Consider the following 15,521-nt stretch of genomic DNA (forward strand, 5'->3'; position numbering starts at 1 on the left):
AACTATGAATAAATTACTAATGTATTATTATAGATATTATACCTTGATTAAACCAGCAAAGCAATCATCAGGTAACGATTTAATATGATCTGCTAAGTTTTTCATGGCTATATAATGTTTAAACATTTTAGGATCAGGTTGAATATAATTAAAGTGTTTATATCTCCAGAAAGCAGTACCGGCAGCTGCATAAATCGTAAAAACTTTTATAGCATTTATTTCTTCAATTGTGAGTTGTATCTCTTTAAGATAACCATTTAATATATATCCAACATTTTGTAAATCTATGATTTCGTTATCACTACAAAGACCTACAAATGTCATTCCCAGATCAAAAACTCTATAATAATAACTTGCTTCTTCAAAATCCATTATTGTAGCTCGATTATTATTATCGTTAACAATAATATTATTATAAAATAGATCACTATGTATTAATGTTTTCAAAAGATTTGTAGAAATATGATTTTGAACCTGTTCTTTAATCTGCATTAACCAAGGATAAAATGAAGAGTCTTGATTGTAAGTATGTATTTCCTCAAAAAAATCTTTTCCATAGCTTACAACGTTTGGTAAATATTCAGGAGCTTCTATTTGATGTAGTTTTCCTAATGATCTCCCGATAGATTGTAGTAATCGAGGAGATAAATTTTTGCAAATAGTTCCTGGCAGATACTTTTTTAAAAGTATTGGTTTTTGATTCCATAAAATCGCAGCTTCATTTTTGCGACTTTGAATTATTTGTGATGTAGGGAAATTATGTTTTGATAGATGTTCTAAGAGTTTTGCAAGTTCAACGGTTTTTTGTAATGTTTTCTGTTCACAGATTGTAAGTACATATTTATTTTGACCACAAACTACCAGATAGTTAGTGTTTTCTGATCCACCACTCAAAATCTTAAAAGAATCTACATTACCAACACTATAATTAGCTATTATTTCTTTTATTTCTTCAATATTTAAAACCGTGTATTGCGCCATTTATACTTTCTTTCCTTTAGTAAGATCCCAGTTATTTTCCATTGCGTGAATTAGTGCTTCTTCTAAATGGGAATGATCACATAAATGTACTTTTTCACAATGATTTTTAGCTATTTCTATCGAATTGTGTATCGCGGCATCAGGTAAAACTTTAGTTCCTAATACATGTTTAATGGTATTTGGGAATTTTGCAGGATGTGCGGTAGCTAAACATATTATTTTTCCTTCTTCCAATGTGGATTCTAATTGATTTACAGCGGTTAAAGAAACTGCTGCATGCGGATCCAGAAGATAGTTTTCGGTTTCAAAGATTTCTTTTAATAAAGAAAGCGTTTGTTCATCTGAAGCACTATAGGATAAAAACCCTTTTTTGTAGCTTTCAAATGTTTCATCATCAAACTGTATGGATCCGGTTTCTTTAAATTCATCTATCCAACTTTTAATTTGCTCTACGTTTTTTCCGGTACTAAAATATAAATATCTCCAAAAATTATATGGAATCAGAATATCAATTGCAGAGGAAGCGGTTTCTATAATTTCTTTTTTAGAGAAGACTCCTTTAGAAAATATACGATGTAAACAAGCATTTTTATTATTGGCAGCGATCAAAGTCGTAATAGGTAACCCCATTTCTCTTGCTATTGCACCTGCACATAAATTTCCGAAACCTCCAGAAGGTACAGACATATGAACAGTTTCTCCAATTTTATCAATAACCTGAAAGTACCCGTAAAAATAATGAACGGTTTGCATCATTACCCGCCCCCAGTTAATAGAATTAACACTTGATAATTTTAGTTTTTCCTTAAAAGGTTTATTCGCATATAACTTACCGATCACTATATCTAAGTCATCTCCACCATCAGGGCAGTTAGAAACTCCTACAGGATGAATATTTGCGTGAGGAAGCGTAGTCATTTGACGTTCCTGTTCTTCAGTGATCATTCCTTTTGGATAAAGAACCCAGGCATCCATATTAGATTTTCCTGCAGTAAAATACGCTGTTGCTGGTCCTGTATCACCAGTAGTAGCTACAACGATGGACAAATGCTCGTTTTTTCTTTTGAGAAAGAAATTCACCAGGTTTACCAGGAATGCTAGTCCAACATCTTTAAACGAAATGGTAGGTCCGTAGAATAGTTCCATGATATAAATATTCTTTTTGGACTGTAATTGGTGCATAGGAATAATCTCCTCTTTCTCAAACGAAGAATACGCTTCTTTAAGTAGATTTTTTAATTCTTTTTCTGAGATTATAGATCTATCGATAAATAATGATAATATTTCAAAAGCAAGATCCAGATAACTTAAGTTTTTCCAAGCTTCTAACTGTTTTACTGTTAATTTTGGCAATGTTTCTGGAACATACAAACCACCATCTGAAGCAAATCCATCAAGAATAGCAGTTTCAAAATCTACCGGAGAACCTCCACCTTTATTACTAATATATTTTAGCATTTTATTTTCCGTTTTTTAAATAATGAATATATACGGCTTTGGTAATCATAATATCTTGTACCGCCACTCCCGTAAGATCCACAATAGAAATCTGATTTTCATTAGTTCGTTGTAATGAAGAATCTTGAATGGCTTTTCCTAATTCTATAATACTTCCAGATGTTATAGAATTATCTTTTGTAGCCCGATAGACTTCACCACGACTTTTACTTTGTGGGATACTATCCGAGATAACGATATCTGCTTTTTTTAGTAGAGCACTGTCAAGTTCTTGTTTTTCTGAAGTATCAGAACCCATGGCGGTGATATGTGTGCCTGCCTGTATATCTTTTGAAAAAAGTAAAGGATTTTCTGCAGGAGTGGTGGTAACAATTAAGTTACAATGTTGTGCTACTTCCGCAGGGGTTTTGGCAATATTAATTTCGAAATCTGATTTTAATTCTTTTTTAAATGCTTCAACGTTTTTTTGTGTTCTTCCCCATACCCAAACATTTTTACAAGGCGTATGATGCTGGAGGTATTGCAATTGTAGTTTTGCCTGTATTCCTGTACCGATAATCCCGATACCTGATATATTTTTTGGAGCAAAGTATTTTGCTGCTAATGCGCCAGCTGCTGCTGTTCTAATATCCGTTAGATATCCTTCATCTAATAGAACAGCGACGGGTTGTCCGGTTTTTTGATTAAATAAAAGCATCATTCCTTGACTAGAAGGAATTCCAATTTTTGGATTATCGTAAAACCCTGAAGCTATTTTGATACAATAAAAATCATCTTCTTTGATATATCCATATTTAATATGTACATCGCCTGGAGGATTATCAAATAGCAGCTCTGCTACAGGAGGAACTACTGTACGCCCGTTACTATATTTAATAAAACCTTCTTCCATAGCAGATACTACATCCAGATTTTTAACAATGGATATAATATCATCTTTGTTAATAATAGTTGCCATATTCGTTTAATATTTTTGTTAATAGTGTTGTTTCTATTTTTTTGCCTGTTAATACGAGAACTACATTTTTACCAACATAATTATTAGTATGTAATACTGCAGAAACAGGTAAAGCACTAGAAGGTTCAATAAGCGTATGATGGTATTTGATAACAAAAGAAAGCGCTTTTTTTATATTTTCTTCTGTCGTTAATTCTATACCTGAAAGCAGTTTTTTACATATTTCAAATGTAATAGCATCCTTTTCAATACCGCCAGCTGCTGCATCAGCAATAGTAGTTTCTATACTTGGTGGAACAATAGTATCTTTTTGAATAGAATCATACATTTCTGAAGCCTTAACCGGTTGACAACCATATATGTTTACACTGTTGTCAGCCTCGAAATATGATGCAATACCTGAGATTAAACCACCACCACCGATTGGTACTATAATGGTATCTACTTCTGGTAATTGTTCTTTGATTTCTAATCCTATAGTACCCTGACCTTTTATAATTTCAAGATCATTATATGGGTGAATGAGTATCCCATCGATTTCTTTTGAATAACTAGCTGCTTTGGCTTCGGTTTCTACACTATTTTTACCAAAAAAGACCTTTTTGACATTGGTGTAATTTTCTAAAGGTTTTATTTTAGCTTCACTGGTTTTTTCTGGAAGAAATAAAACACCTTTAAACCCAAATTTTTCTGAAGCATAACAAAATGCAGCAGCATGATTTCCCGTAGAAGCAGCAACAAAAGTTTTATTAAAACTCTGTTTTGGAAGATTACCTATTTTATGTAATACACCACGAATTTTAAAAGACCCTGTATGTTGTAAATGCTCCATTTTGAGATATATCTTGGCATTAGACAAAGAACTCAATAATGGAGAATAAACAAGAGGCGTTTTATAAACATCATTTTTAATTTGATGATATGCCTGTTCTATGGATTTATGAGATATCATTATTTCTCTTTTGGAAAATTATGGTCAATGTTTTCTATAGATTTTTTAATGAGATCAACTACTTCAATGTAAAAAGTAGAGTTGGTATATTCAAAATCATCAGTTGCTTGGTGATAACCAGGATGATCTTCTTCACTAAAAGTGATATTTGCTATTTCTTTAGTAAAAAATGGACCATTATCAGAAGAATACATCCAGTAATCCTTTGTTTTGTCATCAGGGTCATCGTGACCATACATAACATTTAGAGAGCTGTTTTTTGCAACAGATTCTATTAACGGTTTAAATTGAGGGTATGGAAAAGTACCGACCACATAAATTTCGTTTTTCGGATTACGACTTATCATATCAAAATTAAAATTCATTTTAATATCATCTAATGGTATAGGAGGATTATTGACAAAATGAAATGAACCGTGAAGTCCTAATTCCTCAGCATCAAATGCTGCAAAAATTATAGAGTGCTCTGGTACGTTTTTAGTAAAATGTTTAGCTAACACTAATAGAGCAGAGGTTCCTGAAGCATTATCATCAGCGCCATTATAGATAGTATCATTTATAACCCCTAAATGGTCATAATGTGCACCAATAACTATATATTTATCCGGATATTTTTTACCGGTGATATATCCAATTATGTTAGTTGCTTCTCGTTCCTTTTTGGTTTTCCTTTCTTTAAAAGTAAACACATCATCATAACTATCATTAAATTTTTTTAGCTCTAAATTGCTAAAATAATTACGAATCAATTGTTGAGTTTTTTGATTGTTACCAGTTCCTCTTCCTTCATATTCATCTGAAGCTAATGTTTTTTGTATTTCTAACAATTCATTTTTAGCTGTAGAAGAGGATATTACTTCATATTTTTTAATTTCTTCAACCGTCATCCAATGTATATCGTGAGCAGGTGCCGCTTCTAGAGTATACCAGTAGAAATCTAAAGGAATATTCATTTCTTCATAGTAATCCAGGTATTTTTTGTGTTCGATATGATCTTTTGGAAAATCTAAAGCTACACTATCTTCACCTGCCCAGGAATGCACTCCAAATTTAGCTGTTGGGTGTGCTGCTCTTTTTTTTCCTGCAAGAAACATATCGGTTCCTCCAGAAGCAACTTCACCGTTTTCTGGAATATAGGTGTTGATTTGATGCTTTCTAATTTCTTTTGAAGCAATTAGGTTTGTTTCATCATCAATAGATCCTGGAACATTCTCCATCACTAAAGTTGTGATTTCTGGATGTTTTTCTAGCACTTCTTTTATATCTTCATATGTATTAGAATAAATGACACCTTTCATGTATACAGTATCCTTGGTTGTTTGATTCTCTTTAAAATAAAAATCTGCAACCTGATCACCTTCTAGTTTCATCCATATTTTTTGCCCAAAAGCAGTCGAATACATTAAAGAAGGAAGAGTGAAATAACCAATTCCTATGATAAGAATGGTTATTATTATAAATATTATTTTTTTCTTCATCGTTGTATTATTTAAAAATTAATACTTGAATTTGTTATACTTATTCTTAAGAACTAAGGTTTTAAAATATTATACTGCTCAATTTCTGCTTCTGTCATATAATGGATACTACTTGCCGGTGCAGCATTAATAGTAAAATAATAAAAACTCTCAGCGTCTGCTTGAGTAAAACCTATGGATTTATAATAATCAATATATTGTTGATGAACCTGATGACCCACTGGAAAATCGGTAGCTTGGTTGGTTCCATCACTCCATGAATGAACTCCTATCATTGTATTAGATCCAGCTGTTCTGGTAACACCTGCTAGAAAAAAATCAACACCTCCAGAGGCGATTAAACCATTATCCATTAAATGTGTCACAATTCCTTTTTGATGTACTTTTAGAGATACTTGAAGATTAATTTCATCATCCATAGATCCTTCACATTCTTTTATGTTTATCGTTTTGATATTAGGATAAATGCTAGATAAATTATTAAAATCAGTTAGGGTAGAGCTTCCGATAACTCCATTCATTTCTATGGTTTCATCATCTTCTAATACTTTAAAAATACCGAATTGTCGTTGATTAGGATCAATGTTGTTATCATCATCGTTGTTACAGCTTGTGGTAATTGCTAATGTGGATATCATCCATAGAACCAGGCTCAAAAATTTAATCTTTTTCATGTTTACATTTTTAGGTTAAAAAATTTTTCAGCGAGGTGTAAAAAAAATCTCCGTACACCTCTAAACAAATACTTGTTTATTAAGGTATACGGAGATTTTTTCCGTAAGAAATTCATTTATCTTCTCAATTTTCTTCCTTAATGATAGAAAATAAATGTGCAACTAAGGATGTTGTTGCTTAAACTCTTCTGGCTCAAAATTAATAATTTTTTTTAATAATCCTAATAATGAGGTTAAAATGATTTTTGAATATTAATCACTTAACATCTTGATAACGTTTGTTTTATAAGTAGTTCCTATAGGTATAATATTAGTACCTATTTGTATTCTATTTCCTTCGATGCTTTTAATATGTCTTTTGGCAACCGCAAATGATTTATGAACTTGTAGAAAATCATCACTAGAAAATGATAATAATAAGTCAGGTATTTTTTCTCTTATGGTTATCGTTTCATTAGTGGTAATTACTTTTGCATAATTGCCTGCAGCTTCGATATATTGTATATCGTTTAGAAGTACTTGTGTATATTTTTTATTGCTACGCAGAAAGATACTTTTTTCTGTAGTTTCTGGAGTAACATTAATTCCGGCAGGAGCTTTTGAAGGAGAGGTTACTGCTTTATTAACTGCTTTTAAAAAACGCTCAAAGCTAAAAGGTTTTAATAAATAATCAGTAATATTCAATTCATAACCTTCGATTGCATATTCTTTGTAAGCGGTAGTTACAATGACCTTGGGAGGAGAGGGAAGTGTTTTTAAAAAATCAAACCCTTTTAATTTGGGCATATTAAGATCCAGAAAAATTAAATCTACCTCATTTTTACTTAAGTATTCAAAAGCCTCTAAAGCATCATAACAATTTTTCATTAACTCCAGGTTTGGCAATAAATCGCAGTAACGCTTAATAATACCGTGAGCTATATGTTCATCATCTATAATTAAATATCTTATCATAATTGTTTTAAAGTTAATTGCACCTTATAAACCTCTTCTTGCGTGGTAAAAAATAAGGAATGTTTCTTTGGATATATCAATTCTAGCCTACGTTTAAGGTTTTTTAACCCTATGCCAGGTTTATCCGGAATTTCAGTCTTATCAAAGTTATTTTCTACTGTAAAATTAATTCGATTTCCTGCACAGTTCAGATTGATATAAACATAGGCATCTTCTCTTAAATTTTCTACACCATGCTTAAAAGCATTCTCAAGAAGGATAATAAATAATAAAGGCATCACTTTATAGGATTCATCCTGAACGTGGAGATTAAATCGAACATCCGTTTTTTTGTGATATCGCATTTTATGCAATTCGATATAATTTTTTAAATAGGCGATTTCTTCCTTTATAGTTACAAAATCATTTTGTCCTTCATAAATACTATAGCGCATCATATCCGAGAGCTTGAGTATGAGTGCCTGAGCTTTTTGAGTGTCTTCTTCAACCAAACCGTATAGGTTATTTAGCGTATTAAAAAAGAAATGAGGATTTACCTGGCTTTTTAAATGTAATAGTTCTGTTTTTGATTTTTCATTTTTAAGATTAATGATAGATTTTATTTGCCGAACAATCCAATTGATTACAAAAACAAAAAATGACACAAATAGTATAGGAGCAAGGAATTCAACAAATAAATCATCATCCACTAATAATACCACTCTACCATCTTGTGTCGCTCTGGTTTCAAATGTGTAAGTAATTATAAATATAAATATAAAAAAGAGGTGAATCCCTAACCACCACAAAGTAAATTTAAAAAGACTCCATTTACTTAAAATAATGTCATTTCCCTTTTTTTGATTACGATAATAGATATAGATAAAAGTAAGTTGTAAAATTAACGAGAAGGCAAACAAGATACTAAGAACTCCATGATCTGGGTCAGATTCAAAAATACCTATTAGATAAAATACACTTAGTAAAATAGAGATTATCCAAATTTCTTTTTTAATCCAAGATTCTAATGCAGAGATATAATTTGTCTTTCGTAATAACCAGAATATAGGTAAATAACTGATTATTGTTATAGATGTAATTGCGAACATATACCCTATAAGTGTTAGTTTCAAATTCAATAAAAACACGCCACTTATCAAAAAGAATAAGCAAAGACACAGTGTTATAAAAACTCGGTTAAATCTTTCGTTTTGTATCATCATAGGGCAATAGTAGTTAAATAAAATCTTCGAACCAAAGAAGTTGATGAATAGGTGCTATTAGGGTTTTAAATACCACAAAAGTGTGATAAACTCAATTAATATCCACGAAAGGACTTTGTAAATACACAGAACCCAAGTTGATCACAATTATTTAGATCAGACTAAACGCTACTATATGTTTGCTTCATCAATCATTTAATCAAAAAACGAGCAGTTTACAATCATTAATTAAAACCTTTTCTAAACTATGATAACGCAAGTATTTAATTTAATCTATTGTTTTATAACCATATTTCTACTCAGTACTTCTGCACCTGTACAAGAACAAAATGTAAATGACAATAATGTTACTAATATTCTGGGTAACTGGGAAGGGAATATTATAGTCAATGAAAAAAAGTCAATTGGTATCCTTTGGCGATTTGAAAAATCTAATCAAGGAAAACTAGTTGGTTTTATGGGACCCGCTTCAAAAGGAATTGCTAATCTACCTATGCAAGATATAGTAGTAACTGATACTACTTTAAAATTTAAAATCCATTCAGAAGGAAGTTACTCTGGTAAGATAAATTCAGAAGGGATAACGGGTGTTTGGAATGCTCAGGAACGCAAAAAGCTTGTGCTTAATATGTATAGACAATCCAATAAGGAAAAAGAACTTCTTAAAGGAAATCATGAAATCATAAATGATATTCATAAAGCTATTGAATTGGGAGATGTAAAATCTGTTAAAGCCTTTTTGGACAAAGACAATGATATTAATAAAAGATATGATAAAGGGTATACATTACTTTTTTATGCAATCAAACATGATAGAACGTATAAAATAGCAAAATACTTACTGAACCAGGGAGCAGATCCAAATTTAATAACGGATGGGATAACTCCTTTAATGTATGCCGTAGGATATCGTAACCATACTATACTTAAAGAACTTATTGATCATAAAGCAAATGCCAACTATGCAAATGATCAAAACCAAACCGCATTAGTATTCGCGATAAAAAGTAGAGATAAAGATGCATTACAATTATTATTAGATAATGGTGCCGATCCCCATCAAAAACTTAAAGATAATTATACAGCTATTGATTTGGCAAAAAAAGAAAATATTCGTGATGTCTTAGAAATTTTAGGAATACCATACGAAGAACCTTCTGACGGGCCATATGTAACAGAATACGATACCTATAGAACTGCTGAATGGGTATATAAAGGAATAAAGCATACGCAAAAATTCGATTCAAAAACCCCTCAATCTATTGAATATAATGGAATGAAAGCAACCCTATGGGAAAGTAATCCTAAAGAAGTAGAAAAGCTCGTTTATAATGGTGATTTTAAGATTGCTGCAGTTAGTGATATTCATGGACAATTTGATGTGTTTATTGAGTTATTACAAAATCATGGCATTATAAATCATAATCATAAATGGAATTTTGGTAATGGGCATTTTGTGGTGACGGGTGATATTTTTGATCGTGGACCTCAAGTCTCAGAAGTATTATGGTTTTTATACGATTTAGAAAAACAAGCAGAACAAAAAGGAGGGAAGCTACACGTGTTACTAGGGAATCATGATGTAATGGTACTTAATGGCAATCTACGTTCAGTACATCCTAAATATACAGAGATCTCAAATGTATTAGACAGACCAATAAATTCTCTTTTTACAAAAGGTACCGTTTTAGGGGATTGGTTGCGTACACGACCAGTGTTGGTCAAAATAAATAATATGTTGTTTACTCACGGTGGATTTCACCCTGATGTCGTAACCAAAGGATTATCTATTGATCAGATTAATCGTGAATTCAAAAAACAATTGATAGAGAGTGAATTACCAGAATCACGAAGTGAGTTGGGTAACTATCTTCATAGAGCTCATGGTCCTATTTATTACAGAGGATACTTTCAAGGTGAGCGTGCAACAACCCAACAAATAGATCAACTACTAAAACATTTTGAGATTACAAATATTATAGTTGGTCATACCACACATAGAGAAATTGAAACTCGCTATAAGGGAAAAGTGATTGTTATTGATGCAAATATGAAAAGTGGGGAATCGGGAGAACTTCTTTTATGGCGGTCTGGTGAATTTATTAGAGGAACGCTGTCTGGAAAAAAATCACCTCTGTTTCAAACAAACAAATAATCAATCACTAATCAATTATTTAATTCAAAAAATGAACAGTTATGAATTTAACTATTAATAATCTTACAAAAACATATAAAGACGGTACTAAAGCTATTGATAACCTTAGTTTAGAAATAAGCACAGGAATGTTTGGGTTACTAGGGCCAAATGGAGCAGGAAAATCTACATTAATGAGAACCATTGCCACATTGCAAGAAGCTGATGAAGGTTCGATTACTCTTGGTGATTTAAACGTCTTTACTCAAAAAAATGAAATACGAAAAATCTTAGGATACTTACCTCAGGAATTTGGAGTATATCCCAAAGTTTCTGCAGAAGTGTTATTAAATCATCTAGCAGTTCTTAAAGGAATTATTAATAAAAATGAACGAAAAGAAATTGTTAAAGCTTTATTACATAAAACAAACTTATATAGCCATAGAAAAAAGAATTTAGGGGGTTATTCTGGAGGAATGAAACAACGTTTTGGTATTGCTCAGGCACTACTTTCTAATCCCAAACTTATTATTGTGGATGAACCTACTGCAGGATTAGATCCTGCAGAAAGAAACCGTTTCTATAATTTGCTTAGCGAACTAGGTGAAAATACCGTTGTGATCCTATCTACGCATATAGTTGATGATGTTAAAGAGTTATGTACTGATATGGCTATTATTAATAAAGGAAAGGTGCTTCTTAAAGGAAACCCTTTAAAAACCATAGAGCATCTGGATGGTAAGATATACAGAAAAACTGTTGAGAAAAAAGAGCTGGAAAGCTATAAAAAACACTACCAAGTAATTGCAGAAAAGTTTTTATTAGGTAAGCCCATCATAAACATATTTAGCGATAGTGACCCTGGAAATGATTTTGTACCCATACAAGCCGATTTAGATGATGTGTATTTCTCTCAAATTTTTGGAGGATCAGACATTAATAATTAATACAACACTAGTTCATAAGCTTTTTGTTTCATTCTAAATCAATAACCTATGTGGTACGAAATACTCAAATTCGAAATTAAATATAGAACCAAACGTGCTGATACTTATATATACTTTGCAGTAGTATTTTTATTCTCATTAGTTGCATCAGATGTTTTGGTTGACCCAAATTCTGCACCTACAGATATAAATTCTGCTTATAGTATAGGTAAAATCATGACTATAACTTCAGCTTTCTTTACAATAATAACATCAATGATTATGGGAGTCGCAGCATTAAGAGACTTTGATCACCAAATGGAATCTTTGATATTTATAAATCCCATTAAAAAAAGAGATTATTTGATGGGGCGATTTTTAGGATCCTTTATAGTATTATTATTTGTTTTTAGCGGTTTGTTGTTTGGAATGATATTGGGCAACTTTATGCCTTGGAGAGCTGTAGATACCTTAGCGCCATTTGATTTATGGAATTATCTACAACCGTTTTTCTATTTGGTATTACCTAATTTGTTTTTCTGCAGTGCTATTTTTTATATAGGTGGTGCTTTGAGCAGAAAACTCATGGTAGTGTATACCCAAGGTGTTTTTTTATTGATAGCATATATAGGTTCATTAGCATTATTAAGAGGTTCCGATAATCAGTTTTTTGCAGCTGTTTTAGACCCTTTTTCCTTTCAAACAATTAATGTTGTAGCACAATTCTGGACAAAAATAGAGCGTAATACCTTACTATTGCCTGTTGAAGGAGCACTTCTTTATAACCGTATATTTTGGGTATTAATAGGTGTTATTGTTTTAGTTATTGGATATTATAAATTTAGCTTTACTGTTGTAAAAACTAGATCCTTAAAAAAGCAATCAAAGTTAGAATCAAATGATATTAATGAATTTACTGAAAATCAAAACAATAAAGTAAAGCTAGATTTTACAAGAGGTACTACTTTTTGGACAAGTTTTATACATCTTAAACAACATACCTTATTTAGTTTTAAATCCATCCTCAAAGAAACCTCATTCTGGGCAATAGTACTTTGTGGAATGGGGATTATCTTTATTAACTCTATTAATTTGGGTACTACTTTTGGAGTTAATAGTTTTCCTGCCACTTATATTATTGTAGAAGAACTTCAGGAAATGTCTACTTACTTTTTTCTACTGATTCTTATATTCTATTCTGGAGAATTGGTTTGGAAAGAGAGAGATATAAAACTTGACCTAATTCATGATGCATTACCTATATCTGATTTTACACGATTAGCTGGTAAATTTATAGGTCTTATTCTCATTTATATAGTACTTTTTATAGCCTTGATAGTATCAGGCATCATTTTTCAAACATTACAAGGATATCATCTTTATCAGTTAGATATGTATTTTACCGGCTTCTTTATAGAGATACTCCCTTTTTTGGTTCTTTTTTCATTTGTTTCCTTTTTCTTTCAGGTATTGACCAACCATAAATTTCTTGGACATATCGTTGTAGCCATCTTTTTCTTAGTTGCTTTTATATTATTAAAGGTACTTGGGATTGATCATGGATTATATTCATTTGGTGGGGATGATTTAGGAACTTATTCAGAGATGAATGGTTATGGACATTTTCTTGAGCCATATATCTGGTTTAAAACATATTGGTTAGCATTTTCAATTGCCTTATTTGTCATAACCAGTATATTATCTATAAGAGGTAGAGAAACTCATATCATCAAACGGTTAAAGTTAAGTAAGGAGCGAATTACAAAACCTCTAATAAAACTAGTTGTTTTCAGTCTTTTAGTTTTTACAGTATCAGGTTGTTATATTTTTTATAATACTAATGTTCTTAATGAGTTTTCGTTTCCAAATACAGAGAAAGAGTATCATGCTAATTATGAAAAAACACTCAAGCATTTTGAAGATATTGTACAACCTAAAATAATCGATGTTAATTTAAAAGTAGAACTATATCCCGAAAAAAGAGATTATATCGCTGAAGGATATTATATGCTTAAAAATGAGGATAGTATAGCAATTAATCGAATTCATATACAAAAACTGGCGAATGATAAAATAGATATAGAAAACCTGGAGTTAGAAGGAGATAAAGGCGCTAGAGTGAATAAAGAATATGAGTTTTATGGGTATACAATACTTGAATTAACAGAGCCGTTGAAACCTGGTGATACAATTAAAATGAAATTCAAACAAAGGTTTACTACTAAAGGTTTTGTAGAAAAATCGGATGCTAAAATTATATATAACGGAACGTTCTTCGATAATTTTCATCTTCCTACAATTGGGTACAACAAAGGTTATGAATTGCGAGATCAAAAAGATCGAAGCGAATATAGTTTACAATCTCGTGATAGAAAAGCCAAAATAAATGATGCTATTGCGATTAAAGAAGGAAGATCAGATGGCGATGGAGAAGAGATCAACTTTGAAATTATCATTGGTACCAGTGAGGATCAGACTGCCATTGCACCAGGATATTTACAAAAGAAATGGATTGATAATGGTCGTAACTATTTTCATTATAAGATGGATAAACCCATGTCAAATTTCTATTCTATAGTTTCTGCTAAATATGAAGTGTTTAGAGATAAATGGATACCAGAAAACGATAGTTTAGGTAGTCCTGTAGATCTTGAGATTTATTATCATAAAGGACATGAATACAACTTGGATAGAATGATGAACGGTATGAAAAAATCGTTGACCTATTTTAGCAAGAACTTTGGGCCATATCAGTATCAACAATTAAGAATATTAGAATTTCCCAGATACAAAAGTTTTGCTCAGTCTTTTCCAAATACAATTCCGTTCTCTGAAGGAATAGGGTTTTTAATGAATATTAATGATGAAGAAGATGTAGATATGGTATTTTATATAACTGCCCATGAAGTAGCACATCAGTGGTGGGGACATCAGGTAAACCCAGCTAATGTACAAGGGATGTCGATGGTTTCTGAAGCATTGGCGCAGTATTCTGCTACGATGGTACTCAAAGAAGAATATTCTGAAGAAAAGGTTCAAAAGCTTTTAAAAAGAGAAAAGAATCGTTACCTGACAGGAAGAACACAGGAAGAAACACAAGAGATGCCATTATCATTGGTAGAATCTGGACAGAAGTATGTTCATTATGGCAAAGGTCTTATTAATTTATATGCATTACAGGACTATATATCAGAAGATAGTGTTAATGTCGCTTTAAAACGTTTTGTTAGAGATTGGGATAGTTTTAGAGGCTTGAAAAAAACAAAAACAAAGAGATATGCGGTTACTACTGATGTATTAAATTATTTTAATGTGGTCACTCCAGATAGTTTGAAATATGTTATCGATGATATGTTTAATAAAGTTACACTTTATGAAAATAAAACTGTTGAAGCCTCTTATGATAAAGTTTCAGAAGATAAATATAAAGTAAATCTTACTGTCGAAACGATAAAGTATAACGTTGATCCGTTTGGAAAAGAAATGTCAATAAATGTAAATGATTGGATAGATATAGGTATCTATGGAAAAGGAAAGGAAACAGATGAAGAGCTAATATATTTAAAAAAACATAAAATAACAGATAAACGTACAGAGATAGAGTTTTTTGTAAATCAAAAACCTATAAAAGGAGGTATAGATCCTCTTTATAAGTTAATTGATAGAAAAGATGAAGATAATATAAAAGTATTTTTAGAAAGAGAATAATTACAATGGATTAAGAAAAACAAATCTCATTAAGTTTACTATACTATAAATTTTGAACTCCTTAAATAAACTTATAATTGTTTAGGATGTATAAAG

Annotated in this window: 11 protein-coding genes; 3 read left to right on the forward strand and 8 right to left on the reverse strand. The window is 31.2% G+C overall.

Annotation, left to right across the window (positions count from 1 at the left end; all coding sequences use genetic code 11):
- Positions 1 to 36: 36 nt before the first annotated feature.
- The 8 genes from U0D62_RS09805 to U0D62_RS09840 all read right to left on the reverse strand — a co-directional run bounded on the left by U0D62_RS09805 (position 37) and on the right by U0D62_RS09840 (position 8,543).
- Positions 37 to 981, reverse strand: coding sequence for a phosphotransferase (locus tag U0D62_RS09805; RefSeq protein ID WP_322287096.1), 945 nt, complete (start codon positions 979 to 981; stop codon positions 37 to 39).
- The gene (thrC, locus tag U0D62_RS09810) at positions 982 to 2,439 is read right to left on the reverse strand and encodes a threonine synthase (RefSeq protein WP_322287097.1); all 1,458 of its coding nucleotides are present in this window, start codon (positions 2,437 to 2,439) and stop codon (positions 982 to 984) included.
- Between the two features lies 1 nt (position 2,440).
- Entirely contained in the window at positions 2,441 to 3,397 is a 957-nt protein-coding gene (locus U0D62_RS09815; protein WP_322287098.1) for a Rossmann-fold NAD(P)-binding domain-containing protein, read from the reverse strand.
- Positions 3,381 to 4,349 (reverse strand): pyridoxal-phosphate dependent enzyme, encoded by a 969-nt coding sequence (locus U0D62_RS09820; RefSeq protein WP_322287099.1) that lies wholly within the window; start codon positions 4,347 to 4,349, stop codon positions 3,381 to 3,383. The genes U0D62_RS09815 and U0D62_RS09820 overlap by 17 nt, the downstream gene beginning before the upstream one ends.
- A complete protein-coding gene (locus U0D62_RS09825; RefSeq protein ID WP_322287100.1) occupies positions 4,349 to 5,827 on the reverse strand; it encodes a M28 family peptidase in 1,479 nt (492 codons plus the stop codon). Before U0D62_RS09825 ends, U0D62_RS09820 begins: the two co-directional genes overlap by 1 nt.
- A 53-nt stretch (positions 5,828 to 5,880) precedes the next feature.
- Positions 5,881 to 6,501 carry a hypothetical protein gene (locus U0D62_RS09830; protein ID WP_322287101.1) on the reverse strand — a complete coding sequence of 207 codons (621 nt, stop codon included), beginning with the start codon at positions 6,499 to 6,501 and terminating at the stop codon, positions 5,881 to 5,883.
- Between the two features lie 252 nt (positions 6,502 to 6,753).
- Positions 6,754 to 7,455 (reverse strand): LytR/AlgR family response regulator transcription factor, encoded by a 702-nt coding sequence (locus U0D62_RS09835; RefSeq protein WP_322287102.1) that lies wholly within the window; start codon positions 7,453 to 7,455, stop codon positions 6,754 to 6,756.
- Complete coding sequence (locus tag U0D62_RS09840) at positions 7,452 to 8,543, reverse strand: sensor histidine kinase (protein ID WP_322287103.1); 1,092 nt, start codon at positions 8,541 to 8,543, stop codon at positions 7,452 to 7,454. The genes U0D62_RS09835 and U0D62_RS09840 overlap by 4 nt, the downstream gene beginning before the upstream one ends.
- A 361-nt stretch (positions 8,544 to 8,904) precedes the next feature.
- Here U0D62_RS09840 and U0D62_RS09845 point away from each other — a divergent pair, with 361 nt between their 5' ends.
- The 3 genes from U0D62_RS09845 to U0D62_RS09855 are packed head-to-tail and all read left to right on the forward strand — an operon-like array spanning position 8,905 to position 15,425.
- A complete protein-coding gene (locus U0D62_RS09845; RefSeq protein WP_322287104.1) occupies positions 8,905 to 10,812 on the forward strand; it encodes an ankyrin repeat domain-containing protein in 1,908 nt (635 codons plus the stop codon).
- Between the two features lie 41 nt (positions 10,813 to 10,853).
- Complete coding sequence (locus U0D62_RS09850; protein ID WP_322287105.1) at positions 10,854 to 11,738, forward strand: ABC transporter ATP-binding protein; 885 nt, start codon at positions 10,854 to 10,856, stop codon at positions 11,736 to 11,738.
- Positions 11,739 to 11,786: 48 nt separating this feature from the next.
- Positions 11,787 to 15,425: an ABC transporter permease/M1 family aminopeptidase gene (locus U0D62_RS09855; protein ID WP_322287106.1), complete on the forward strand. Its 3,639-nt coding sequence runs from the start codon at positions 11,787 to 11,789 to the stop codon at positions 15,423 to 15,425.
- The last annotated feature ends 96 nt before the right edge of the window (positions 15,426 to 15,521 follow it).

It is taken from the genome of Aquimarina callyspongiae, from assembly GCF_034322225.1.
In the GTDB taxonomy this organism is placed as follows: domain Bacteria; phylum Bacteroidota; class Bacteroidia; order Flavobacteriales; family Flavobacteriaceae; genus Aquimarina.